22 protein-coding genes are annotated in these 23,312 nt (G+C 46.3%); 17 read left to right on the plus strand and 5 right to left on the minus strand.

Features of this window, described 5'->3' with window-relative positions:
• The first annotated feature begins 676 nt into the window (after positions 1-676).
• The 10 genes from YWE_RS0109625 to YWE_RS0109670 all read left to right on the plus strand — a co-directional run bounded on the left by YWE_RS0109625 (position 677) and on the right by YWE_RS0109670 (position 9,150).
• On the plus strand, positions 677-2,068 hold the full coding sequence (locus tag YWE_RS0109625; protein ID WP_029094335.1) for a GntP family permease: 1,392 nt from the start codon (positions 677-679) through the stop codon (positions 2,066-2,068).
• A 32-nt stretch (positions 2,069-2,100) separates the two neighbouring features.
• The gene (locus YWE_RS0109630) at positions 2,101-3,657 is read left to right on the plus strand and encodes an acyl CoA:acetate/3-ketoacid CoA transferase (RefSeq protein ID WP_029094336.1); all 1,557 of its coding nucleotides are present in this window, start codon (positions 2,101-2,103) and stop codon (positions 3,655-3,657) included.
• 89 nt (positions 3,658-3,746) lie between these two features.
• On the plus strand, positions 3,747-4,478 hold the full coding sequence (fabG, locus tag YWE_RS0109635; protein ID WP_029094337.1) for a 3-oxoacyl-ACP reductase FabG: 732 nt from the start codon (positions 3,747-3,749) through the stop codon (positions 4,476-4,478).
• A 21-nt stretch (positions 4,479-4,499) separates the two neighbouring features.
• Positions 4,500-5,711, plus strand: coding sequence for an acetyl-CoA C-acetyltransferase (locus YWE_RS0109640; protein WP_029094338.1), 1,212 nt, complete (start codon positions 4,500-4,502; stop codon positions 5,709-5,711).
• Between the two features lie 435 nt (positions 5,712-6,146).
• A complete protein-coding gene (locus YWE_RS0109645) occupies positions 6,147-7,073 on the plus strand; it encodes a LysR family transcriptional regulator (protein ID WP_029094339.1) in 927 nt (308 codons plus the stop codon).
• 125 nt (positions 7,074-7,198) lie between these two features.
• Positions 7,199-7,597, plus strand: a complete 399-nt coding sequence (rpsF, locus tag YWE_RS0109650; protein WP_029094340.1) for a 30S ribosomal protein S6 — start codon at positions 7,199-7,201, stop codon at positions 7,595-7,597.
• Positions 7,598-7,606: 9 nt separating this feature from the next.
• Positions 7,607-7,924: a primosomal replication protein N gene (priB, locus tag YWE_RS27010; RefSeq protein ID WP_071605853.1), complete on the plus strand. Its 318-nt coding sequence runs from the start codon at positions 7,607-7,609 to the stop codon at positions 7,922-7,924.
• Positions 7,925-7,928: 4 nt separating this feature from the next.
• On the plus strand, positions 7,929-8,156 hold the full coding sequence (gene rpsR, locus YWE_RS0109660) for a 30S ribosomal protein S18 (RefSeq protein WP_000135199.1): 228 nt from the start codon (positions 7,929-7,931) through the stop codon (positions 8,154-8,156).
• Between the two features lie 36 nt (positions 8,157-8,192).
• The gene (gene rplI, locus YWE_RS0109665; RefSeq protein WP_029094342.1) at positions 8,193-8,645 is read left to right on the plus strand and encodes a 50S ribosomal protein L9; all 453 of its coding nucleotides are present in this window, start codon (positions 8,193-8,195) and stop codon (positions 8,643-8,645) included.
• Between the two features lie 133 nt (positions 8,646-8,778).
• Complete coding sequence (locus YWE_RS0109670) at positions 8,779-9,150, plus strand: DUF488 domain-containing protein (protein WP_029094343.1); 372 nt, start codon at positions 8,779-8,781, stop codon at positions 9,148-9,150.
• Here YWE_RS0109670 and YWE_RS27015 read toward each other — a convergent pair.
• The gene (locus YWE_RS27015) at positions 9,134-9,829 is read right to left on the minus strand and encodes a LysM-like peptidoglycan-binding domain-containing protein (RefSeq protein ID WP_051323268.1); all 696 of its coding nucleotides are present in this window, start codon (positions 9,827-9,829) and stop codon (positions 9,134-9,136) included. The genes YWE_RS0109670 and YWE_RS27015 overlap by 17 nt on opposite strands.
• A gap of 164 nt (positions 9,830-9,993) precedes the next feature.
• Positions 9,994-10,878 (minus strand): LysR family transcriptional regulator, encoded by an 885-nt coding sequence (locus tag YWE_RS0109680; protein ID WP_029094344.1) that lies wholly within the window; start codon positions 10,876-10,878, stop codon positions 9,994-9,996.
• Between the two features lie 100 nt (positions 10,879-10,978).
• Here YWE_RS0109680 and YWE_RS0109685 point away from each other — a divergent pair, with 100 nt between their 5' ends.
• Together YWE_RS0109685 and bamJ are read left to right on the plus strand one after the other, a co-directional pair.
• Positions 10,979-12,181 (plus strand): MFS transporter, encoded by a 1,203-nt coding sequence (locus YWE_RS0109685; protein WP_029094345.1) that lies wholly within the window; start codon positions 10,979-10,981, stop codon positions 12,179-12,181.
• Positions 12,182-12,284: 103 nt separating this feature from the next.
• The gene (gene bamJ, locus YWE_RS0109690; protein WP_029094346.1) at positions 12,285-12,905 is read left to right on the plus strand and encodes a BamJ family beta-barrel-assembly machinery protein; all 621 of its coding nucleotides are present in this window, start codon (positions 12,285-12,287) and stop codon (positions 12,903-12,905) included.
• A gap of 76 nt (positions 12,906-12,981) precedes the next feature.
• On the opposite strand, the gene ytfE is transcribed toward bamJ, so the two are convergent.
• Positions 12,982-13,647, minus strand: coding sequence for an iron-sulfur cluster repair protein YtfE (gene ytfE / locus YWE_RS0109695; RefSeq protein ID WP_029094347.1), 666 nt, complete (start codon positions 13,645-13,647; stop codon positions 12,982-12,984).
• Between the two features lie 200 nt (positions 13,648-13,847).
• On the opposite strand from ytfE, the gene cysQ reads away from it, so the two are divergent.
• On the plus strand, positions 13,848-14,624 hold the full coding sequence (cysQ, locus tag YWE_RS0109700; RefSeq protein ID WP_036015626.1) for a 3'(2'),5'-bisphosphate nucleotidase CysQ: 777 nt from the start codon (positions 13,848-13,850) through the stop codon (positions 14,622-14,624).
• 247 nt (positions 14,625-14,871) lie between these two features.
• Entirely contained in the window at positions 14,872-15,078 is a 207-nt protein-coding gene (locus YWE_RS0109705) for a DUF1107 domain-containing protein (RefSeq protein WP_029094349.1), read from the plus strand.
• A gap of 79 nt (positions 15,079-15,157) precedes the next feature.
• Here YWE_RS0109705 and paeA read toward each other — a convergent pair whose 3' ends face one another.
• Entirely contained in the window at positions 15,158-16,489 is a 1,332-nt protein-coding gene (gene paeA, locus YWE_RS0109710) for a polyamine export protein PaeA (protein WP_029094350.1), read from the minus strand.
• Positions 16,490-16,633: 144 nt separating this feature from the next.
• The gene (gene msrA, locus YWE_RS0109715) at positions 16,634-17,272 is read right to left on the minus strand and encodes a peptide-methionine (S)-S-oxide reductase MsrA (protein ID WP_029094351.1); all 639 of its coding nucleotides are present in this window, start codon (positions 17,270-17,272) and stop codon (positions 16,634-16,636) included.
• Between the two features lie 180 nt (positions 17,273-17,452).
• Between msrA and tamA the strand changes: the two genes are divergently transcribed.
• Genes tamA through YWE_RS0109730 form a run of 3 tightly spaced genes read left to right on the plus strand, consistent with a single transcriptional unit; the run spans position 17,453 to position 23,276 of the window.
• Positions 17,453-19,174: an autotransporter assembly complex protein TamA gene (gene tamA / locus YWE_RS0109720; RefSeq protein ID WP_036015629.1), complete on the plus strand. Its 1,722-nt coding sequence runs from the start codon at positions 17,453-17,455 to the stop codon at positions 19,172-19,174.
• A 2-nt stretch (positions 19,175-19,176) separates the two neighbouring features.
• Positions 19,177-22,932: an autotransporter assembly complex protein TamB gene (tamB, locus tag YWE_RS0109725; RefSeq protein WP_029094353.1), complete on the plus strand. Its 3,756-nt coding sequence runs from the start codon at positions 19,177-19,179 to the stop codon at positions 22,930-22,932.
• A 2-nt stretch (positions 22,933-22,934) separates the two neighbouring features.
• On the plus strand, positions 22,935-23,276 hold the full coding sequence (locus tag YWE_RS0109730) for a gamma-glutamylcyclotransferase family protein (protein WP_036015632.1): 342 nt from the start codon (positions 22,935-22,937) through the stop codon (positions 23,274-23,276).
• The last annotated feature ends 36 nt before the right edge of the window (positions 23,277-23,312 follow it).

Below are 23,312 nucleotides of genomic sequence, written 5' to 3' on the forward strand. Positions count from 1 at the left end.
CATAAATCGGTCAATCTCCCCTCCCTTTGCCGCTGTTCAAACTGACAAACTGACATCTTTCATCAATTTGATTTATCGGGATATTGTCATTCGATATTTTTCACGAATAAATTTTATTTTATTTTTATATAGAGCCGCGTGTTTAGACGGTTAAATATGAGATGCAGATCATGTTTTATTTTAACAGTTTATAAATTAATCGATAGGCGTATGAGTTAATTAAATTAATAAGATTATTTAAAAATCATTAATGCTATAGAACTTGAAAATATAACTATTCTCTAAAATGGTATTTTTAACGCGGGTTATGTTCTATTTTTGCAAATATGATTCTCTAAAAATGCAAATAAAAACGATTCAGCAAAATTTGAAATTAATTAATTTATTGTTTTTTATGTATTAATTTATTTTTCATTCAATTTGTTAAATTTGAAATAAGACGTGTGAATAAATATTTAATTTTGAGTTTTTTCTTTTGGTGACTATTATCCGATGGCTTCCATAATTTCAATTAAATCTTATGTGACACATGTTTGTGTTTGTTAAATTTCAAACCATATTTCTGATTAACGTCCGGTCAGACTTGTCTAAATATCAAGGAAATAATAGCCAAATTAGAAACCGGTAACAAATAAAATAATAATCTAACCGCATTAAAATTAGGAGAATCCCAACGATGGATTTTATCATTGTTCTCGGCGCTCTGTGCTTTCTGATGTATACCGCATATCGTGGATATAGCGTTATTTTGATGGCCCCTATCGCCGCACTTGGTGCGGTATTGCTCACCGAACCTGCCGCTGTTGCCCCCGTTTTTTCCGGCCTATTTATGGATAAGATGGTTGGTTTTATTAAACTCTATTTTCCGGTGTTCTTACTCGGTGCCGTATTTGGCAAAGTGATAGAACTGTCCGGCTTTTCTAAATCAATTGTTGCCGCAGTTATCCAATGGATTGGTCGTGAGCGGGCGGTTATGGTTATTGTTATTGTCTGCGGTTTACTTACTTACGGTGGCGTATCGCTATTTGTGGTGGTATTTGCCGTTTACCCTTTTGCGGCAGAGATGTTTCGTCAGGGGAACTTACCTAAGCGATTAATTCCGGGAGCCGTTGCACTGGGTGCATTCTCATTTACTATGGATGCTCTGCCCGGTACCCCGCAAATTCAGAACATCATTCCTACGACTTTCTTTGGTACTACCACTCTGGCCGCACCCATATTGGGCTGCATTGGGGCTGCATTTATTTTCTTTACCGGAATCACTTATCTCAACTGGCGGGTGCGTTGCGCCATTCGCAAAGGAGAAGGATATGGAACGAATCTGGTCAATGAACCGGTTCCGGTCGATACCAGTAATTTACCTTCACCTTGGCTGGCCATCACTCCGTTAGTGCTGATTGGCGTTGCCAATATGGCGTTTACCAAGCTGATTCCTCACTGGTATGGCGTACAGAACGTGACTACCTTACCCGGTTTGAAAGAGCCGCTAGTTACTAAGGTTCCCTCAATTGTGGGTATCTGGGCTGTAGAAGCTGCCTTGATATTAGGCATCCTTTTTGTGTTGTGTACCGCCTTTAACGTGGTGAGGAAAAACTTTGCTGAAGGCACCAAAGTTGCCATTAACGGGGCAATGTTGGCATCGGTTAATACCGCATCTGAATATGGATTTGGCGCTGTTATCGCCTCTCTTCCGGGCTTTATGGTTATCCGCGAAGCGCTGACCAGCATTCCTAATCCATTAGTTAATGCCGCGATCACCGTGACCTCTTTAGCCGGCGTTACCGGCTCTGCATCGGGCGGAATGAGCATTGCGCTTGGTGCGATGGGTGAGCAATTACTGGCAGCAACTGAAGCTGCGGGTATTAGCCCTGAAGTTTTGCACCGCGTGGTTGCTATGGCCAGTGGTGGCATGGATACCCTGCCTCATAACGGTGCTGTTATTACGTTATTAGCCGTGACGGGCCTGACCCACAAAGACTCCTATAAAGATATTTTCGCCGTGACCTGCATCAAGACGATGGCTGTATTCGTTGTTATCGGCGTGTACTACATGACCGGACTCGTCTGATTTTTCAGCAAATTGATTAAAGGAAATAAATAATGGCTGTTCAATTTGTATCACTTAGCGAATTCTCTCAATCGATTCAAGACGGGGACCGGTTGGTCTTGGGCGGATTTATCGGTGCGGTTGTTCCTGAAGCGCTGGAGAAAGCGATTGGCGCACGTTTCAGAGATGAAGGGCATCCGCGTAATCTTTCGCTGTATTTTGCCGCCGGGCAGGGTGACTCAGCGCAAAGAGCGGTTAATAACCTCGCAGAAGAAGGACTGGTCTCCTTTGTTATTGGCGGGCATTGGGGATTAATCCCTAAGCTGCAAAAGTTAGCAAACGAAGAAAAAATCACCGGCTATAACTTACCGCAGGGCATTATTGCCCACTTGATGCGCGATACCGCCGCCGGTAAACCCGGCACCATCAGCCACGTTGGCTTAGGGACTTTTGTCGATCCGCGTATTGAAGGTGGCAAAATTAACAGTGCGACCAAAGATGATTGGGTCGACGTGATAACCATCCACAATAAAGAGTACCTGTTCTATAAACGACTGGACGCTAATATTGCTCTGCTGCGCGGTACTACGGCAGACGATAATGGCAACATCACCATGGAAGATGAGTGCCTGTTTGTTGAAAATCTGGCGGCAGCACAGATGGTAAAAAACAACGGCGGCCGGGTTATTGTTCAGGTGAAACGCCGGGTAAAAGCCGGAACTCTGGAGCCCCAGCAGGTCCGTATTCCGGGTATTTTAGTCGATATGGTGGTGATTGCAGATAATGAAGCAGACCACATGCAGACTTTTGCTGAACAACAAAATGATGCCTATTGCCGCCTGACCCCAAAAGCTGAACAGACTATTTCACCGATTAAACTGGATGCAAAAAAAGTGGTTGCCCGCCGTGCCGCTCAGGAACTAAAGCGTGGCGCAATTCTGAATTTAGGTATCGGCTTGCCGGAATATATCGCAACGGTGGTTGACGAAGAGGGGCAGGGTGGCGAACTAAATTTAACCGTTGAACCGGGTGCTATTGGCGGAACACCTGCCGGAGGATTGAGCTTTGGGGCATCGGCTAACCCAGAAGCCATTATCACTCAGGACCAACAGTTTGATTTCTATGATGGTGGCGGTATCGATCAGGCATTTCTTGGACTGGCTGAATGCGATAAAACCGGCGACCTGAACGTGTCCCGCTTTGGCACTAAAATCCCCGGCTGCGGTGGATTTATCAATATTACGCAGAATGCGAAAGAGGTGTTTTTCTGTGGCACTTTTACCGCAGGAAAATTCGATATTCACGTTGCTGACGGTAAGCTAATTATCAATCGTGATGGCGATATTATTAAGTTTATTGAAAAAGTTCAGCAAATTACCTTCTCAGCCAAAACGGCTAATGAAAACCGAAAGCCCGTGCTGTACATCACTGAACGCGCCGTTTTCCGACTAATACCTCAAGGTCTGGAACTGATTGAAATCGCACCGGGTGTCGATTTGCAAAAAGATGTTCTGGGCAAAATGAGCTTTATTCCGCAAATAAGTCCCGATCTGAAAGTGATGGATGAAGCGATCTTTTATGACCGTCCTATCGGTTTGACTCTGAAATAACCACTACCAAAGCATCTGACCGCTCATTACGCGGTCAGGTGCTAATTATATGATTAAATTAAGTTAAATTTAAAATTGGAGAGAAAGATATGTTAAATAAAATCTGTGTCGTTACCGGTGCCGGTCGCGGTATTGGCCTGGAAATTGTGAATAAGTTTTCACAAGCCGGCGCCAAAATGATTTTTGCTGTTGATATGAATGAGCAGGAGCTGAAATTACTTGAAAACCAGTTTCCTAATGTGCGTCCGGTCAAACTAAACGTTTGCGATCGACCTGCGATTGCGACATTTGTGCAGCAAGTTAACGCCGAGTTTGGCCGAATTGATGTTTTGGTGAACAACGCTGGCATCACGCGTGATGCCATGATCGGCAAAATGACCGAAGACGATTGGGATGCGGTATTGAACGTTAACCTAAAGGGCGTATTCAATATGACCCAAGCTATCGTTGCTCTAATGATGGAAAACGGTAAGGGTTCTATCATCACCATGTCTTCGATTGTCGGTACGGATGGCAACATCGGGCAAAGTAACTATGCTGCGACTAAAGGTGGCGTTATTGCCATGACTAAAGGTTGGGCAAAAGAGTTTGCTCGTAAAGGTGCACAAATTCGTGCCAACTGCGTAGCGCCGGGTTTTACTGAAACACCAATGACCAAAGATTTACCGGAAAAAGTTCTGGAAGGTATCAATAACAAGACACCACTCAATCGCATGGCAACGGCTGAAGATATTGCCGAGGGCGTTCTGTTCCTTGCTTCTGAAAAAGCGAAATTCATTACCGGACAGGTGTTGAAGATTGACGGCGGTTTAACCCTATAACATCGACTTGGAAGGTTAGCTATGACAAACAAAGTTTATATTGTTGCCGCTAATCGAGCGGCAATTGGTAGCTTTTGCGGGACCTTGTCGGCATTACCAGCCTATGAAATTGCTGCACAGGTTATGCGTAAAACGCTAGAAAGATCGGCCATTAAACCTGAGTGGCTAGATGAAGTTATCGTTGGTAACGTTTTAAGTGCCGGGCAAGGGCAGGGGCCGGGGCGACAGGCTGCATTAATAGCCGGCATTCCTAATCAAGTTCCCGCATATACGCTGAACATGCTGTGCGGTAGCGGTATGAAAACCATCATGGATGCGGCATCTCATATTAAAGCCGGTGATGCCGATTTAGTGATGGCCGCAGGCATGGAGAATATGTCAGCTTCTCCGTTTTTAATGCCGGGAAAAGTACGTAACGGCGTAAAAATGGGTAACATCACCATGGAAGATTCGATGCTGGTTGATGGCCTGACTGATGCATTGAGTCATATTCATATGGGCGTGACCGCCGAGAATATTGCGGAGAAGCATCATATTAGCCGTCAGGAACAGGATCTTTTCGCGCTTGCCAGCCAGCAAAAGGCAGCGGCTGCTCAAGAAGACGGCAAATTCCGCGATGAAATTATCCCTATAACGATTGAAACCCGTAAGGGAACAATCACTTTTGATTCAGATGAATATATCAAGCCTTTTACCACGCTGGCTGATATGGAGAAATTGCGCCCGGCCTTTAAAAAAGAGGGCGGGTCGGTCACTGCGGCTAATGCCTCTGGCTTGAACGATAGCGCCTGTGCTGTGATTGTGGCCAGTGAAAAGGCGGTTAAACAGTATGGCTTGAAGCCTCTGGCTGAAATCGTCTCCTATGCTCAGGCCGGTGTCGATCCTAAAGTGATGGGGCTCGGCCCGGTTTCTGCGATTGCTAAGGCGCTGAAAAATGCCGGTATGCGCTTACAGGATATGGAGCTTATTGAATTGAACGAGGCCTTCGCCGCTCAGTCTCTGGGGGTTTTACGTGAACTGTCGGTAGAACACGGCTGCTCAGTGGACGATATTTTGCAACATACTAACGTTAACGGTGGTGCCATTGCGCTAGGGCATCCGCTGGGCGCCAGTGGTGGTCGAATTACGGTTTCACTGCTTTATGAAATGAAGCGTCGTAATAATCAGTACGGTTTGGCATCTCTGTGTATTGGCGGTGGAATGGGTGTTGCGATCGTGATCAAAAACATCTAGCTGTCGGTTAGTATTCTGGAGTTTCTTCGCCTCCCCGCTTTTTTCTTGAGTGGGGATTTTTATCGGCTGGCCGTGTTATCGGCGCAAGCTACCGCTAAATTCTCGCAATATTTCTTAGGTTTGCAGGTGCATTTTTGTGACCACCCAGCGCGAATCTAATCAGCAAAAATATTACCATTGCATGCTTCGGAAGGAGAGCGGTATTGAGACGAGTGACCGCGTGATTTAATCAGCTCCCGACGTTAATTTCGTTCGCATAATCAACATCGGAATATTTGTTTTCTCTGGCGGCTGAGGGGCGGTGTTCTTGGTGTGTAACAGACTCATAGCCTATCATTTCCTAAATGACAGATATTCTGCTTTACCCAATATATAGCTCCCCCTTTTTAGGCCACAATCTGAAGAGTGACATAATAATAAAAAGGAAATCCCTGCATGTTCGATAAAATCATCTTTTTTTGCACGGTAGTGAAATTAGGCTCACTCAGCAAGGCCGCAGAAGAGTTTAATATTTCCGTTTCTGCCGCCAGCCGCTGGGTCGCTGAATTAGAAAAAGAGATGGGGGTGAGTTTATTAAAGCGTTCGACGCGTAGGGTTTCGCCATCTCAAACGGGAATGCATTTATATGAGAAATTTGAACCATTAATGCGCCAAGCCCGTGAAATGATTGAAGAGGTTGTCAGTACCGGTAATGACTATATCGGGCTTATCCGCATAGCCTCGACTCCGCTGTTTGCCACGGAGTATTTGGTCGATATTATCTCTGCCTTCTTAATTGAATACCCTAAAATTAAAGTCAAACTATTTATTAATCCTTTTCCGGTCGATTTAGTTGATGAGGTGGACTTCTCTATCCGTGCTCAGGCGACTTATAAAGGTAAAATCGATCTTGATTCCTCAGATGTTCGTAAGCGACTGATTAGTGAGCCTTTGGTGACGGTTGCATCCTCTGTTTATCTGAATGACCATCCTGCTCCTCAAACTCCGGAAGATCTGGCTAACCATCGTTGCCTCTATTCTAAGAGTCTGGTGAGTGGTAATAAGTGGCAATTCTTTCTTAATGGCAAAATGAGTATCTACAATATCCCTAACTTTTTTGAATGTGATAACTCTGAAATACTCAAACGCTTGGCGCTTAACCATGCCGGTATTGCCTATTTACCCAAGTCGTTAGTGGGAGAAGATATCAAACAAGGCCGCCTGATCAGTATATTAGACAACTATATGGCCAGTACTTTTGACATAAGCCTGTTCTATAAACGACGGGAACATTACCCGGCGCGCCTGTCATTATTTAAAGATTATTTGATTGAGAAATTAGAGGCCCGGCTGGCGACAAAAAGAAAAGCTGAATCTCCTTGAAGTTCCTGAGCCATAAACGTACAATTCACCGTCATTTTTTCAGCCGTACACTTAAACACGTTCCTTGCTTCCATGGGCCACGGCTGACCCTGACAGGAGGCTGAATAATCCGTAAGGAGCAATTGATGCGTCATTACGAAATCGTCTTTATGGTCCATCCAGACCAAAGCGAACAAGTTCCAGGCATGATCGAACGTTACACAGGTGCGATCACAACTGCAGGTGGTACTATCCACCGTTTAGAAGATTGGGGCCGCCGTCAACTGGCTTATCCAATTAATAAACTGCATAAAGCTCACTACGTTCTTCTGAACGTTGAAGCACCTCAGGAAGCGATCGATGAACTGGAAACTAACTTCCGTTTCAACGACGCCGTTATCCGTAACATGGTAATGCGTACTAAGCATGCCGTAACAGAAGCTTCACCAATGGTTAAAGCGAAAGACGAGCGCCGTGAGCGTCGTGAAGATTTCGCAGAAGAAAGCATTGATGATTCTGATGATGTTGAGGATTCTGAAGAGTAATCGCACGTGTTGACTGCAAATCGTTTGGTGTTGTCTGGTACTGTGTGCAAGACACCCATTCGTAAAACAAGTCCGTCCGGTATTCCTCACTGTCAGTTCGTGCTAGAGCACCGCTCACAGCAACAGGAAGCAGGATTTAACCGACAAGCATGGTGCAGAATGCCCATCGTTGTCAGCGGGCCGCAGTCACAAGCGTTAACTCACAGTATAACGGTCGGCAGTAACCTAAAAGTAACCGGCTTTATTAGCAGCCATCAAGGCCGCAACGGGCTAAATAAATTAGTGTTACATGCCGAGCAGATTGAATTGATAGATTCTGGAGACTAGCCAAATGGCACGTTATTTCCGTCGTCGCAAGTTCTGCCGTTTCACCGCGGAAGGCGTTCAAGAGATCGACTATAAAGATATCGCAACGCTAAAAAATTATATCACCGAGAGCGGGAAAATTGTCCCGAGCCGTATCACCGGTACTCGCGCAAAATACCAGCGTCAGCTGGCTCGTGCTATCAAGCGCGCGCGTTACCTGTCTTTGTTACCGTATACTGATCGTCATCAGTAATCGGCAACTGTCCACGAACTTAGAGAGGATACGGTAATGCAAGTTATTCTACTTGATAAAGTTGCTAACTTAGGCAGCCTAGGTGATCAAGTTAACGTTAAGTCGGGCTATGCTCGCAACTATCTGGTTCCGCAAGGTAAAGCGGTTCCGGCAACCAAGAAAAACGTTGAGTACTTCGAAGCTCGCCGTGCAGAATTAGAAGCCAAACTGGCTGGCGTTCTGGCAGCAGCTGAAGCTCGTGCAGCTCAGATCACTGGTCTGGGTAGCGTGACTATCGCTTCTAAAGCAGGCGATGAAGGAAAACTGTTCGGTTCTATCGGTACACGTGACATTGCTGATGCAGTTACTGCAGCAGGTGTTGAAGTGGCTAAGAGCGAAGTTCGTCTGCCAGACGGCGTTTTACGCAACGTTGGCGAGTTCGAAGTAAGCTTCCAAGTCCATAGCGAAGTATTCGCTAAACTGAACGTGATCGTGGTTGCTGAAGACTAATATTTAGTTTTCTTACCATGTTAAAAAAACGCCAGCTTATGCTGGCGTTTTGCTTTTTATCGTTTTCATTTGTCTAACCGGGCCCTAAACTGGAATCTGTATTCGGAGACCTAATTGATACAAGGAGAGCGATATGACCACTGAAAATATTCAACTCGTTCGTGTTTATGATGTGCCAGAACCTGCACTAGAGAACAGTTTTTTGGTTGATCGTCTATGGCCCCGAGGGATAAGTAAAGTTCGGTTAACCGGCGTGCCTTGGCTAAAGAGCATTGCTCCCAGCGAAGCGTTACGACGCTGGGTACATGAAGATCCTAACCGGTGGGAAGAGTTTCGTGGGCGCTATCTCGCCGAGCTGGAACAGACTGATGGCTGGAAGCCTCTGGTTGAGCTATTGCAACAAGGGGCGGTAGTGACATTACTGTTCGCGAATAAAGACACCGTACATAATCAGGCGGTGGTGCTGCGGGATTTTTTACAGCAAAAACTTAGCGTTCCCGTTTAAAGCTGCCATCGCGCTGGCGAACAAACAGCGCCGAACGGTTCGGCGTTAGTTCAACTTCTAATGCTGTAACCTGTCGGTCGGGGGTCACTTGTACTTTTATTTTCTGCCCTACTCGAAGTTCGTTCAGCGGTCGCCCTTGGCCTTCAACTCTGGCAAGTAAAAATGCATCGGTTACCGTGTAGTTATTCTCTCTGAATAGCTGGGTCAGCGTGTGGCCACGCTGAATAGTGAACTCTTTCCACTGCCCGTTATCTGCCGGCGGTGGTGTCTGAGCTGTCGCAGGTTCTGCCGGCTGTTGTTGTGGCTCTGGCTGAACCTGTGGTGGGGTTTCAGCACTTTGCTGTGGCTGTGTTGCTACTGGTTCGGCCTGTGCAGGTGCGCTATGCGGTTCAGAAACTTCCGGTGTGGAAGGCGGTGTTTGTGGCTGATTCTGTGTTGCAGACGCGCTGATATCAACCGGGGTAGCCGGGCTATTATTGGTTTGGTCTTCAGGGGTTGAGCTTGGCCAGAAGAATGCTCCGAGCAGTAACAGCGTTGCGAGTATAACGCCACGGCGATGCGGATAAGGCAGCGGAGACATCCAGTCGAAGCTATCAGACAGATGCCACAGTTTAGATAACCCGGCTTTAAGCGGATTACTGCCTGTGAATGCTTTTTTTCTGCCTTTGTTTGCTTGCATTATTCTACTCCCTTCTAACTTAGCCCAGCGTTTCGCAATCAGCATAAGCCTGAGAGGCTCGCCTTGCTATGGCGTCATCTTATCCATAATAGACCGAATTACCTAGCGTATGTAAATAATATATATAGGCTACTGTCCATTTTTGGTCGTCGCTATCCCTGACTTTAGCCTGGCTGAATTGCGCTTTGTACTGACTGGATAAAGCGCTCTGTTGCAATTGATGGCTCTGTACCCCAGAGACAATAGACGCCTCGGCGCGGCTCTTCTTTAATTGGAATAGAAACCAGATTATTACAGCGCTCGGCGGTAGATATCGGAACGATTCCAACCGCTAACCCTCTTCGAACAATGTTCTCAAGCCATTCTACGTGATCAATTTCGAAGTTTACATGGCGTTGAATTCCGGCTGCCTGAAAGGCTTTATCGGTCTGAAGCCGGGCCGCACTGTCTGAATAATAGTCGACCATAGGCTCATGGGATAACGTTTGTAACGTAATTTGCTGCATTTTTGCCAGAGCATGCGCAGGAGGCAACAGCGCGACTAAAGGTTCACTGGCTATCTGAATATGGGGAAGAGATAATATAGTGGCATCCCCCGGCTCAGAAATACCAATAAAGGCGATGTCAGTCTTATTCCGGCGTATATCCTCGGCCAAGTTTTTACTCATCGCAATATACAGCCTGATATTGACCTCTGGATTCACTGCATGAAACTGCGCCAGAAGTTCTGCCAGATCGAGCATATGTAATGCCGATATACTACCGATGGTCAGCGTGCCGGAAATTTTATCCTTGGTAGCGGCTACCTGATTGATCAGGTTCTGGCTGGCATCAAGCAGCTTTCTGGCCGGGCCGATGATGGCATGGCCAGCCGCCGTGAGTTCGACCCGGCGGGAAGTTCGTTTGAAGAGTTCACAGCCCAACTCTTGTTCAAGTTTGGCGATTTGATGACTTAAGGCCGATTGAACAATATGGCAACGTTCAGCAGCACGGGTAAAGTTCTGCTCCTCAGCGACTGCCAGCACATAGGTCAGCTGTTTTAAATTCATATTAATCTCATTATGAGATAGATTGGATGAAAATTATACATTGGAAGGATTGCTGAAACTACCAGATACTCTGGAAATCGTCATTTTAAGAATCTAAAATATGAATCAGAAAACGGATAATAAATCGTTAACGCCAGCCTTGATAGCGTTGATGTCTATCGCCACCGGTTTGGCGGTTGCCAGTAATTATTATGCTCAGCCATTGTTGGATACTATTGCTTCCGCATTTGGGTTAACGGTTAGTCAGGCCGGATTTATTGTTACCGCCGCTCAATTGGGTTATGCCGCCGGGCTGATGTTTATTGTTCCTCTTGGCGATATGTTTGAACGCCGCGCTTTAATCGTACTGATGACGCTTTTATCGGCCGCGGGGTTACTGATTACTGCCCTGTCTTCTACTATTCTGTGGGTGATTATCGGTACGGCACTAACGGGACTCTTTTCAGTGGTGGCCCAGATTCTGGTTCCTCTAGCGGCTACGCTGGCAGAGCCGCAGAAACGAGGTAAAGTGGTCGGCACGATTATGAGCGGGTTGCTGTTAGGTATTTTACTGGCTCGTACTGTTGCCGGCCTATTAGCCTCGCTGGGTGGATGGCGCACGGTGTACTGGGTTGCCAGCATATTTATGGTGGTGATGGCATTCATATTATGGCGCGCACTTCCCCGCTATAAACAGCAGAGCGGATTGAATTACCCGCAGTTACTGATTTCAATCATTTCACTGTTTACCCGTAATGCCACCCTGCGAACCAGAGCACTGTTGGGAGCGCTGTCGTTTGCTAATTTTAGTATGTTGTGGACATCAATGGCGTTTCTATTGGCAGGCGCCCCCTATTATTATTCTGAAGCAGCCATTGGCCTGTTTGGCCTAGTGGGTGCGGCAGGTGCTTTGGCGGCGAATGGTGCCGGGCGAATGGTGGATAAGGGCAAATCCAGCAGGACAACAACGCTGGGTTTACTTCTGTTATTTGCATCCTGGCTGCCTGTGGCTTTTGGTGAGTATTCACTTTGGGCTCTGTTGGTGGGTATTGTTGTATTAGATCTTGCGGTTCAGGGGGTGCACGTCACCAATCAGACCATGATTTACCGTATGATGCCGGAAGCCCGTAGCCGCCTGACCGCCGGTTATATGACCAGCTATTTTATTGGCGGAGCTTTAGGGTCATTAGTTTCAGCGTTAGCCTATCAATATGCCCAGTGGATCGGGGTATCTGTCGCCGGTGGTGTACTGAGCCTGCTGGCGCTTATTATTTGGTTAATGACTAAAAAGAGTATTGAACGGGCAATTGTTGAGCATAATTAATCGCCTCTGCTCAGGGGTAATTATCATTTTTAAAGATCCAAATTTTCCCTTAAAGGTAGCTGTGCTATGCTTCGGGTTTATTTTATCGATCTAAGGAAAAACGATGACTAAGCCATCTTTTGATAGCGTAGAAGCACAGGCCAGCTATGGTATTGGTTTACAAGTCGGACAGCAGTTACAAGAGTCCGGATTAGAAGGTTTACAGCCTGAAGCATTATTAGCCGGTCTGACCGATGCACTAAACGGTAATGCTCCGTCAGTGCCTGTTGAAGCCGTTCACCGTGCTCTGCGTGAAATTCATGAACGTGCTGATAAAGTCCGTAGTGAAAAACAACAGAAAATGGCTGAAGACGGTGTCCGTTTCTTAGAAGAGAATGCTAAGCGTAGCGAAGTCAACAGCACCGAGTCTGGTTTACAGTTTGAAGTACTGACTCAGGGCGAAGGAGCAATTCCTTCACGTCAGGATCGTGTACGCGTTCATTATACCGGTACTCTGACTGACGGAACTGTATTTGACAGTTCAGTACAGCGTGGCGAGCCGGCTGAATTCCCTGTCAGCGGTGTTATTCCTGGCTGGATCGAAGCGTTAACTCTGATGCCAGTTGGTTCTAAATGGAAATTAACCATTCCTCAGAATCTGGCATACGGTGAGCGCGGTGCAGGTGCTGCGATTCCTCCGTTCAGTACCTTAGTATTTGAAGTTGAGCTGTTGGAAATTCTGTAATTTCGCAGTCGCTAAATTTACAATCTAAAACGCCAGCTGATGCTGGCGTTTTTACTTATAGCCTATTTTTTTTTGATTACTCTCCGCGTAGTGCTCTCGGGAATAATATATTGTTTTCCAAATGGATATGTTCCATCAGGTCAGTGATAAATTCATCGACCGAAGCATACAGGGCACGCCATGTATTGCAGGCTTCTTGAGGGGCGGTAAGATTGTTAGTGATACTTTTTATTGCTTCAACATCGTTACCGGCCCGATCGTGTTCCATCTCCATAACCCGGATTGGGCCACTGGCCTGAGCGCCCATTCCCTGCTGGATCATTGGGAATAGAATCTGTTCTTCCTTCATCATATGCTGGCTGAGATCTTGATAAATAGTATTGAGTTGTGCCGCCAAACCCTTAGGGCAGGTTGGTTTAGCGGCGTGTACACGCTCTACTTTTTCGGCCAGTAAAATAAGCTCCGGTAGTTGCTCACGATGACGCTGGTGAAATCGTTGAATAATATAGGGGATCATTTCTGAGTTAGAAGCGGTTGACCAGTCTTTATCATTGGTTGGTTTAGCTGCCAGCTGTTCTAACTGTTCAACAATAACATCAATGTTAAGCATTTTTCTGGCTGCCGAACGTTCAAGCGTTTGTTTCCCCCCGCAGCAGAAATCGAGGTCGTATTGACGAAATAGTTTAGTTGCACCTGGAATAGCAATGGCCAGCGCACCAAGAGATTGATTTGGATAGTCCATAAAACGCCTGTTTAATTAATCTGATTTCATTAAGTGGTATTTTAAATACATCTTTAAAAATTGCAATCAGTCTTTTTAGGTAGGTGCATAACCCTATCTATAAGAAATAGTGATAATCAATAGGGCCAACTTGCTGGCTATTATGGGAAAAAGCGCTACTCTGGGTAATCAGAATTCGAGTGACAATAGAGGGTTTTATCATGCATCTGTTATCTGAAACGTTGGAGGCAATATCTCTGCTATCCCGTCAGGCCGGAGAAGCTATTATGGCTATCTATCAGGGAGACAAACCCGTTGAAGCTAATTTTAAATCTGATAGTTCTCCGGTAACAGCCGCCGATCTGGCCGCTCATCAGTTGATCGTTGAAGGACTGACGCTCCTTACGCCGGATATTCCTATTCTTTCAGAAGAAGCTCCGCAAGACTGGGAAATCCGCCGCCATTGGCAATGCTATTGGTTGGTTGACCCGTTAGACGGAACCAAAGAGTTTCTCAGCCGGAATGGCGAATTTACCGTCAATATTGCACTGATTGAACATGGTGTTCCCATTATGGGCGTGGTGTATGCGCCGGTGCTTGATGTGTTATACGCGGCTGAAAATAATATCGCATGGAAAGAGGCTGATGGTGAGCGCAAGGTGATTAAAGCTAAAAGTGCTTATCCGCCTAAAGTTGTATGCAGTCGATCACATCGCGACCAGCCGTTGGAAGATTTTCTCTCTTCTCTGGGGCAATATGAGACGATGGCCGTTGGTTCTTCACTGAAGTTTTGTTTAGTGGCTGAGGGCAGCGCTCAAATTTATCCGCGTTTCGGGCCAACCTGTATTTGGGATACCGGAGCAGGGCATGCCGTTGCGTTAGCCGCCGGCCTTCAGGTGAATAACTGGGATGATGTATCGCTGGATTACTCTCCGACTCCATCCTTCATCAATCCTGGTTTTTATGTTTCGGCTAATCCCCGAAGTAAATGGAGTTAATTAGTTTTATATTTCAACATGAAATTATTTATTAGATTTTTATTCGATAAAAATCTGATTTACTCCTATAGTTAAGGGTGTTCGTCGTCGGGGCAGCGTCATGGTCGATTATGTAAATAACATTAAAGAGGCTATGTACTGGTTCGATTGTAGTGTTAACTAGGTGTGTTAGCTCGCGCCACTAACCAGTCATTTTTGTGGCCAGGCTATAGTGGCGTTAGGCTAAAATAATGTTGGAGGGTGTAAAATGAAAATCTTCCCTAATTACAATCCACAGCGGATTGCTTTATATGTGAAGACTCTATTCCGTGGTCAGTTATATATCAAAGGTATCGGTTCTTTTGAGTTCGACATGGGAAAAATTTCGCTTCCAAAAGTGTGCGATAAACTTCACTTTCATGTTATGGCTGAAGTTAATCGTGAAGTCAGAGAGTTAAGGGCGGAGTTTGCCTAATAGTCATTTAAGTTAGCATTGCTAATGACTAAAATGGCCATCGTAAAAGATGGCCATTTTGTGTTTTAGCAGACCGCATTTAGTCTGATGCTTTGACTTCTTCTACCACCACCGGTACTGGTAAATTCTCAATTCGGGTTACCAACAGTTGGTCAATTTTATAGCTGTCGATATCAACTACTTCGAATTTATATCCTGCATATTTTACTGAGTCTGTGCGCTTTGGAATCTTGCGCAACATAAACATCATAAATCCGCCGATGGTTTCATAGTTATCAGACTGTGGGAAGTCGTCGATCGACATAACGCGCATGACGTCATCAACCGGCGTAGCGCCATCAACCAGCCACGAGTTCTCATCGCGGGCAATAATTTGCTCTTCTTGGCCGGGACCAATTAAATCACCCATTAACGTGGTCATTACGTCTTTCAGGGTAATGATTCCCACGACCAGAGCGTATTCATTAAGAATAACGGCAAAATCTTCACCGGCTACCTTAAAACTCTCAAGCGTTTCAGACAGGGTTAATGTGTCAGGCACGATCAGCGGGGTATGGATGTGGATACCACCTTTAACCGTTAGCGCCAGGCTTTGGTTACTCAATACGCGAATCAGGAGGTCTTTAGAATCGACATAACCAATAATCTGATCGATAGAGCCGTTACACACTAAGAATTTAGAGTGAGGATAATTGGCAATTTTGTCCTTAATCTGATCTTCCTGCTCATTGAGATCAAAATAGACTACGTGTTCGCGGGCCGTCATTGATGAAGGCACCGTTCTGGATTCTAATTCAAATACGTTTTCAATCAGTTCATGTTCTTGTTTGCGTAAAACACCCGCCAGAGCACCGGCTTCAAATACCGCATACACATCATCAGAGGTTATATTGTCATTACGTACCATCGGCACCTTAAGTAAACGACAAATTAAGGTTGCCATACCGTTAAATAGCCAAACTAACGGGCGGAATAATGTGATGCAAAAACGCATCGGGTAGATAATTCGAACGGCGACGACTTCCGGTGACGTCATGCCAATACGCTTAGGGGTTAAGTCAGCGAATAGAATAAATAAGCTGGTCACCAGGGTAAATGAGACAATAAAGCCCAGCTGTTCGGCCAGCGCAGGTTCTACAAAGCGGCTAAATACATCGGTTAAAAATGGCGAGAAGGCTGAATCACCGACGATACCGCCTAAAATAGCCACGGCATTAATCCCAATTTGTACTACGGTAAAGAAAATACCGGGGGTTTCTTGTAATTTTAACACGCGTTCAGCATTAATATTGCCTTCGTCCGCCATCATCTTGAGCTTCATTTTTCTTGAAGCGGCTAATGAGATCTCGGCAAATGAGAAGAACGCGCTCACGGCGATCAACAAAATAATCAGTAATAGACTGTTTAACATAATTTATCCGCAGTTATGTCGGAAATTGGATTTGGTATTGAGTAATCAGGATGTCTGAAAAAGGGTTGCGGACTAATATTGCCTATCGGCTTTAGTCCGCCACACGCGTTAGTATAGCAGTTGGTTAAATCTTGTCATCTGCCTTTAGATCGCCGCCGGCAGGCAAACACCGATACCGCCTAGATTACAATAACCATTCGGGTGCTTGGCAAGATATTGTTGATGTTCATCTTCAGCAAAATAGAAGGGCAGGGCCGGGATGATTTCAGTGGTGATGAGGCGTTTATCACCGGCATCAGCCATGGCTCTCTCAAACGCAGCCTTACTTTCCAACGCCAGTTGGTATTGTTGCTCAGTAGTTGTATAAATAGCTGAGCGATATTGAGTACCGATATCGCCCCCCTGACGCATACCCTGTGCCGGATCGTGGTTTTCCCAGAATAGCCTAAGTAAGGTTTGGTAGTGGGTCCGAGCCGGATCAAAAACAATTTTAACTACTTCTGCGTGTCCGGTTTGCCCTGAACAGACTTCTCGATAGGTCGGATTGGGCGTGATGCCACCGCTGTAACCTACCGCGGTGCTATAGATCCCATTTTGTTGCCAGAACAGCCGTTCGACACCCCAGAAACAACCCATTGCTAGAATAGCAACTAACATATTATCAGGGGTTTTAGTCATAGCGGTATGTAAAATAAGGTGTTCAGCTGCTACCGGCATAGATTCTGAACGTCCCGGCAGAGCGTGTTCTGATGTAATAAAATTAGTTTTATCAAAGGGAAACATGAATTAACTCCAAATCCGGTTGTCGATAAAAGGCTAAGTATGTTGTATATCAAGGCATCTTTGCCGACAATATACAAAGAATTAACAAGGGATACGATTAGCGGATCGTACTCACCTTGCTTATTGTCGTAAATCAGACAGATTATTTTAGGAGTCTGCGTGCCACGAACTCGATACAGAATGTCCCCACTATTGTTGCTGTTTGTGGCTGTTTCATCAGCCAAAACTGCAGACTTAAGTTTAGACGTTAAAGGACTTAGTGGCGATCTAGAGCAAAACGTTCGTGCGTTACTTTCTACCATACCTGATGATGAAATCGCGAATACTCCGCGTTTTACCCGACGGGTCGATGATGAAATTCGACGAGGATTACGGGCTAAAGGTTACTACGATCCTGAAATAAGATTTGAAGTTGTTAAACCCGCATTAGCATTGAAGCCAGTCTTAACGGCCATCGTTGAACCCGGTGACCCGGTCAGAATAGAAGAAACCCGAATTAATATTGAGGGGCAAGCCCGAGAGGATGAAGCCTATATCCAATTACTTAAAACCGGGGTGCCGCCTGATGGCACTATTTTGGACCACGGAACTTACGATAGTTTTAAAAGTTCATTAACCGGATTAGCCATACGTCGGGGCTATTTTGATGCTGATATCACTAAAAGCCAGTTGGGCGTAGCTGCCAGTGAACTTCAGGCCTTTTGGGATATTGATTTTGACAGTGGCGATCGTTATCGATTTGGCTATGTCGAATTTATTAACTCCCAAATCGACGACCGGTATTTACAAAACCTGATTCCTTTTAAAGAAGGCGACTATTACAGCTCCGCTGAGCTTTCTGAATTAAATCGCCGTCTCTCGTCGACGGGGTGGTTTAACTCGGTGGTTGTTGCACCAAAGTTTACCGGGGTTTATGGCGATAAAATGTTGCCGCTGGAAGGGGTTTTGTCGCCAAGAAGCCAGAATATTATCGAACTCGGTGGCGGTTTTTCAACCGATATTGGTCCTAAAGTCACCGCGAACTGGCGAAAGCCATGGGTTAATTCTCAGGGGCACAGCTTTCAATCTAGTATCAATCTTTCCGTGCCGGAGCAGTCTATTGATTTCAGCTATAAAATTCCTTTATTAAAAAGCCCGCTGGAACAATATTACGTCTTACAAACCGGCTTTAGACGAGAAGACCGCAACGATACTCAGTCTGACTCAACCGCGGTCAACGTTGCCCGTTTCTGGGATAACTCAAGCGGCTGGCAGCGTGCGATTAATATGCGCTGGAGTCTGGACCACTTTACCCAAGGTTTAACCACCAATACCACGATGTTGCTCTATCCGGGCGTGAGTCTTAATCGTACCCGGCAGCGAGGCGGCCTGATGCCCATTTGGGGAGATAGTCAGCGCTACTCCGTTGATGTATCAGATACCACTTGGGGCTCCGATGTGAACTTTGTTGCCGCTCAGGCCCAAAACGTTTGGATACGGACATTAGCCGACAGGCATCGCTTTGTTGTGCGCGGGAACGTCGGATGGATCGAGACCGGTGATTTTTCTAAGGTTCCGCCTTCGCTGCGTTTTTTCGCCGGCGGTGACCGCAGTATTCGCGGATATAAATTCAGATCTATTTCTCCCAGAGATAGTGATAATAAATTAACCGGTGCATCGAAAATGGCCACGGGCTCACTGGAATACCAATATAACGTCAGTGGCAGATGGTGGGTCGCCGCTTTTGCGGATGGTGGTGATGCGGTAAATAAATTAGACGACTATTCCTTCAAGAAAGGTGCAGGTATGGGCGTTCGCTGGGCTTCACCGATTGGCCCGATTAAATTAGATATTGCTGCACCCATTGGTGATAAAGATGAACGTGGTCTGCAGTTTTATATCGGATTAGGGCCGGAGTTATGAGTATGAAATGGATAAAGCGAATTGCCATTAGCTTGGTATTACTGGTGGTGCTGCTGGTGGGAGCATTGGCCGGTTTACTCGGAACTCAGACTGGCCTGCATTTTGTGATTAAAAACGTTCCGCGTTTTGTTCCGGGGCTGCAAATTGGCAATGTTGAAGGTGGATTACGTAACTTCACCTTATCTCAGATTAAGTATGGTTTACCGGGTGTTGCGGTAAGCGTTGGTGAATTTCATCTCTCGGTGAATTTTACCTGTCTGACAGACGGTAAAATCTGCGTGAATGCAATCACGGCCAGAGACGTTGATGTCAGCGTTGATAGTGACCAAATGGAGCCTTCAGAAGCACCGGTAACCGAGAGTGAACCCGTTACTGATATACGAACACCCTATCCTATAGCGCTCAGTCTGCTGCGCCTGAATAATGTCAATGTCACCGTTGATGGAATGGCCATTACGTTGGATGAGTTTCGCAGTGGCGCTAACTGGCAAGGTCGTGAAGTTACGCTTTTACCCTCAAATATCCGTCAGCTCTTGGTGGTATTACCGAAGGCTGAAGAGTCTGATTTACCGGTGACGGTAACGGCACCTCAGGACCCGCAATCAACGGGTGAAATGTTGCAAGCGCTGTTTGATAAACCATTATTGGCTTCATTACCTGACGTCCAGTTACCGGTAGACATCACGCTGCAAAGCTTAGTCGGTGAAGATTTACGGCTGGTTACCGATTCACAAATACAGATAGATCGCTTAGAGCTGCAGGCCCAAACCAAAGACTCTCATATTCAAATTCATACCTTGAAAGTTAATGCGCCAGAGGGGGTCGTTGCACTAACCGGTGATGCCTCATTAAGTGATAACTGGCCGGTTAATCTCACCGTTAACGGAATGGTGAATACGGAACCGCTCAAAGGCGAAAAGGTGAAGTTGTCTTTAGCCGGCGAAGTTATAGGGCGCTTAACGTTGGGGCTTAATTTATCCGGGCCTGTTAGCGCTCAATTGGATGCCGAGACCGAGCTGGCAACGGCAGGGCTACCTCTACTACTCACTCTTGAAAGTAAACAGGTTCAGTGGCCGCTGAGCGGTAAAAGTGACTATCAGCTTAATGATACCCGCTTACGCCTGAACGGTAAGGCGACTGATTATGCCCTTTCACTACGTTCCAGCATTGAAGGCACGGATATTCCCCCTGCCAGCCTGCTGGTGGACGGAAAAGGAAATATCGAACAATTTACGCTGTCCCGCCTGCGTTTAAGTGCACTTCAGGGCAAAGCGGAGCTTAATGGCGTAGTTGACTGGAGCAAGGCTATTAGTTGGAACTCCGTTCTGACCATTGACGGAATTAATACGGCAAAACAGTGGCCTGAATGGCCGGCACAGCTAAATGGCAAAGTGACCACACGCGGTAGTTTATATGGCGGTAGCTGGCAGATTAATATCCCTGAAATTGATCTTAACGGTAACGTGAAACAAAACCCGCTGCTGGCAAGAGGTTCCGCGAGGGGCAATGATTCCGGCCAGTGGGTTATTCCGGGCTTCAATCTAAGATTAGGGCCGAATACGGTTGATATTAGAGGCGACTTAGCCAGCCAATGGTCTCTTGATGCCAATATTAATGCGCCAAAACTCGCCGGTATGATGCCCGGTTTAGATGGTGTAGTTAACGGAACTGTCAGGCTAAGAGGTTCAGCGAAATCACCTCAGCTACTGGCTGATTTAACCGCGAGTGGTTTGCGCTGGCAGGAACTCAGTATTGCCAGAGTGACCTTAAGAAGTGATGTTGTGTCGGCTGCCCAGATTGGCGGTTCTCTGAATGTACAGGTGAGTGAATTAAAGCAGGGCGAGCTGTTGGTTCGCTTATTGAGCCTTGAGGCCAGAGGAAATGAACAACGACATCAGCTTCAGCTCAACATTGACGGTGAACCGGTTTCCGGCCAGCTGGCATTAAATGGGAGTTTCGACCGCCAAACCGAACGCTGGCGAGGAACGCTCAATAATACCCATTTTAATACCCCGGTCGGTGAGTGGCGCTTAACCCGTGATATTTCATTAGATTATCGCAATACTCAGCAGAGTATTAGCATCAGTCCGCACTGCTGGCGTAATCCTAATGCTGAACTTTGTGTGCCCAGAACCATTGAAGCAGGTCCAAGCGGACAAGCCAGTATTGTTCTTAACCGTTTTGACCTAGTCATGCTCGATCAGCTCTTAGATAGCGACACCAAAGTCAGCGGCGTATTTACCGGCAATGCCGATGTGAGTTGGAGAGCTGACGGTACATTACCTCAGGCCAGAGTAACGTTGAATGGCAATGGCGTTTCGGTCACGCAGATGATTGAGGGACAACCGTTACCCATTGCGTTAGAGACCCTCAGGCTTGATGCCAATATGAATGGCAATCGGGCACAGCTGAACTGGTTGATGAAGATTGCCAATAACGGTAGCTTCAACGGCAACGTTCAAGTAAACGACCCGCAGGGGCAGCGTAATCTGTCGGGTAACGTTGTGATTGATGGCCTGTCACTAGCCTTGATTAGACCGATTCTTAATGAGAGCGAAAGTGCTGAGGGGGCATTGAATGCCAATCTGCGTTTAGCCGGAACGGCTCAGAACCCACGAATTTTAGGCCATCTGGCTTTAGATAAATTACATATTAATAGCCAATGGATACCTTTAACCATTAAGCAGGGCAATTTAGCGCTAAACTTTAATGGCACCAGTTCCGATCTGACAGGACAGATTCAAACAGAGAAAGGCTCATTAAATCTGAGCGGCAAAGCTGACTGGCGCCAAATTGATGCATGGCGAGCTTCTATTGCCGCCAAAGGTGACCGTATACGGGTGGCAATGCCGCCAACGGTGATGTTGGATGTTTCGCCTGATATCGTGTTTGAAGCGACGCCTCAGCTACTTAGCTTGAATGGTTCTGTGGGTATTCCATGGGCGCGAATTTCGGTTCAGGAAGTCCCGGAGACTGCCACCAGAGTCTCACCTGATGAGGTGATGCTAGATCATAATTTACAGCCAATTGCCCCGAGAACGGCGGCAATCCCTATTAGCAGCCATCTGGTAATTAATGTCGGTAATGACGTTAGGATCAGCGCCTTTGGATTAAAAGCGCGCCTGCAGGGTGACTTAAATGTTATTCAGGATCGGCGAGGGTTGGGGCTTAACGGGCAGATTAATATTCCGAGCGGACAGTTCCGGGCCTATGGGCAGGATTTGGTTATCCAGAAAGGGGTCATTCAGTTTGCCGGGCCGCCGGATCAACCACTGCTTAACTTAGAGGCGATTCGTAACCCGGATTCAACCGCTGACGGGGTAACAGCCGGGGTGAGGGTGACCGGATTAGCCAGTGAACCTCGCGTCGAGATCTTTTCAGACCCTGCGATGTCACAACAAGCCGCGCTTTCTTATCTATTAAGAGGTCAGGGGCTAGACAGCCGTGGTGGTGACAGTGATATGATGACTTCAATGCTTATTGGATTAGGCGTTGCCAAAAGTGGTAAACTGGTTGGTCAAATCGGTAATGCTTTTGGTGTGAAAAATCTATCATTAGATACCGAAGGTGTTGGTGATAGTTCTGCTGTTGTCGTTAGCGGCTATATTACTCCTGACTTACAGGTGAAGTATGGCGTAGGGATTTTTGATTCGCTGGCGACGCTGACATTACGTTATCGATTAATGCCAAGGTTGTATCTTGAAGCTGTGTCTGGTCTTGATCAGGCATTGGATTTACTTTATCAGTTTGAGTTTTGATTATGCGAATTATTGTTTATGGTAGTTTACGACGCAAACAGGGAAACAGTCACTGGATGACTAATGCCCAGTGGCTCGGCGATTATCGCATTCCGGGCTACGAACTGTACGATTTAGGACATTATCCGGCCGTGATAAAAGGTGACGGAGAGATTGATTGTGAAGTTTATCGCATCGATTCGTCTATTCTTGCTGAGCTGGATGAGTTAAAAAATGACAGACGGGACTATAAACGCGAGTTGGTTCAGACTCCGTATGGTAGCGCCTGGATGTATCTGTATTTGCACTCTGTCGAAGGGCTTAAGCGCATCGATAGTGGCGATTGGGTGCATCGTGAAGATTAATCTTGCAGTACTATCGTCATGATAAAAAATAAAAAA

Origin of the sequence: Budvicia aquatica DSM 5075 = ATCC 35567 (genome assembly GCF_000427805.1) — a bacterium.
Lineage (GTDB): Bacteria > Pseudomonadota > Gammaproteobacteria > Enterobacterales > Enterobacteriaceae > Budvicia > Budvicia aquatica.

What these genes read in the sequence shown, in the direction of transcription:
- paeA (WP_029094350.1), bottom strand. Translation starts at nt 16,489, where the DNA reads ATGTTAAACAGTCTATTACTGATTATTTTGTTGATCGCCGTGAGCGCG.
- rplI (WP_029094342.1), top strand. Translation starts at nt 8,193, where the DNA reads ATGCAAGTTATTCTACTTGATAAAGTTGCTAACTTAGGCAGCCTAGGT.
- YWE_RS27015 (WP_051323268.1), bottom strand. Translation starts at nt 9,829, where the DNA reads ATGCAAGCAAACAAAGGCAGAAAAAAAGCATTCACAGGCAGTAATCCG.
- rpsF (WP_029094340.1), top strand. Translation starts at nt 7,199, where the DNA reads ATGCGTCATTACGAAATCGTCTTTATGGTCCATCCAGACCAAAGCGAA.
- YWE_RS0109640 (WP_029094338.1), top strand. Translation starts at nt 4,500, where the DNA reads ATGACAAACAAAGTTTATATTGTTGCCGCTAATCGAGCGGCAATTGGT.
- YWE_RS0109730 (WP_036015632.1), top strand. Translation starts at nt 22,935, where the DNA reads ATGCGAATTATTGTTTATGGTAGTTTACGACGCAAACAGGGAAACAGT.
- YWE_RS0109705 (WP_029094349.1), top strand. Translation starts at nt 14,872, where the DNA reads ATGAAAATCTTCCCTAATTACAATCCACAGCGGATTGCTTTATATGTG.
- bamJ (WP_029094346.1), top strand. Translation starts at nt 12,285, where the DNA reads ATGACTAAGCCATCTTTTGATAGCGTAGAAGCACAGGCCAGCTATGGT.
- fabG (WP_029094337.1), top strand. Translation starts at nt 3,747, where the DNA reads ATGTTAAATAAAATCTGTGTCGTTACCGGTGCCGGTCGCGGTATTGGC.
- YWE_RS0109670 (WP_029094343.1), top strand. Translation starts at nt 8,779, where the DNA reads ATGACCACTGAAAATATTCAACTCGTTCGTGTTTATGATGTGCCAGAA.
- rpsR (WP_000135199.1), top strand. Translation starts at nt 7,929, where the DNA reads ATGGCACGTTATTTCCGTCGTCGCAAGTTCTGCCGTTTCACCGCGGAA.
- tamB (WP_029094353.1), top strand. Translation starts at nt 19,177, where the DNA reads ATGAAATGGATAAAGCGAATTGCCATTAGCTTGGTATTACTGGTGGTG.
- YWE_RS0109645 (WP_029094339.1), top strand. Translation starts at nt 6,147, where the DNA reads ATGTTCGATAAAATCATCTTTTTTTGCACGGTAGTGAAATTAGGCTCA.
- YWE_RS0109680 (WP_029094344.1), bottom strand. Translation starts at nt 10,878, where the DNA reads ATGAATTTAAAACAGCTGACCTATGTGCTGGCAGTCGCTGAGGAGCAG.
- cysQ (WP_036015626.1), top strand. Translation starts at nt 13,848, where the DNA reads ATGCATCTGTTATCTGAAACGTTGGAGGCAATATCTCTGCTATCCCGT.
- ytfE (WP_029094347.1), bottom strand. Translation starts at nt 13,647, where the DNA reads ATGGACTATCCAAATCAATCTCTTGGTGCGCTGGCCATTGCTATTCCA.
- YWE_RS0109630 (WP_029094336.1), top strand. Translation starts at nt 2,101, where the DNA reads ATGGCTGTTCAATTTGTATCACTTAGCGAATTCTCTCAATCGATTCAA.
- tamA (WP_036015629.1), top strand. Translation starts at nt 17,453, where the DNA reads ATGTCCCCACTATTGTTGCTGTTTGTGGCTGTTTCATCAGCCAAAACT.
- YWE_RS0109685 (WP_029094345.1), top strand. Translation starts at nt 10,979, where the DNA reads ATGAATCAGAAAACGGATAATAAATCGTTAACGCCAGCCTTGATAGCG.
- msrA (WP_029094351.1), bottom strand. Translation starts at nt 17,272, where the DNA reads ATGTTTCCCTTTGATAAAACTAATTTTATTACATCAGAACACGCTCTG.
- YWE_RS0109625 (WP_029094335.1), top strand. Translation starts at nt 677, where the DNA reads ATGGATTTTATCATTGTTCTCGGCGCTCTGTGCTTTCTGATGTATACC.